Below are 348 nucleotides of genomic sequence, written 5' to 3'. Positions count from 1 at the left end.
ATGGGACCTCCCACACTACCATCGGCGCAGTTGCATTTCACTTCTGAGTTCGGCATGGGGTCAGGTGGTTCTACAACGCTATTGTCGCTAGGCGAAACTTTTATTTACTGCCTTGGCAGTAAATTACAATCTGGAAAACATTTTTATATATCTTGTTCAAGCACACGTTAGTACGTGATGACGTGCATGGATGCACTAATGTCGATGTTATTCATGGATGAATGTTGTTCATCGACTCTTTTGTCAGTCTACAAAACCATTTGGGTGTTGTATGGTTAAGCCTCACGGGCAATTAGTATCAGTTAGCTCAAGGCCTCACAACCCTTACACACCTGACCTATCAACGTC

Annotated in this window: 1 rRNA gene; it reads right to left on the bottom strand. The window is 43.7% G+C overall.

Going from position 1 to position 348, the window contains the following annotated elements:
• A 5S ribosomal RNA gene (rrf, locus tag ACSLUR_RS19140) occupies positions 1-92 on the bottom strand; the annotation flags it as partial.
• Between the last annotated feature and the right edge of the window lie 256 nt (positions 93-348).

The organism is Thalassotalea montiporae, from assembly GCF_053485855.1.
Note: the sequence above shows the minus strand (reverse complement) of the source record. Positions and strands in the feature narration are given on the sequence as shown.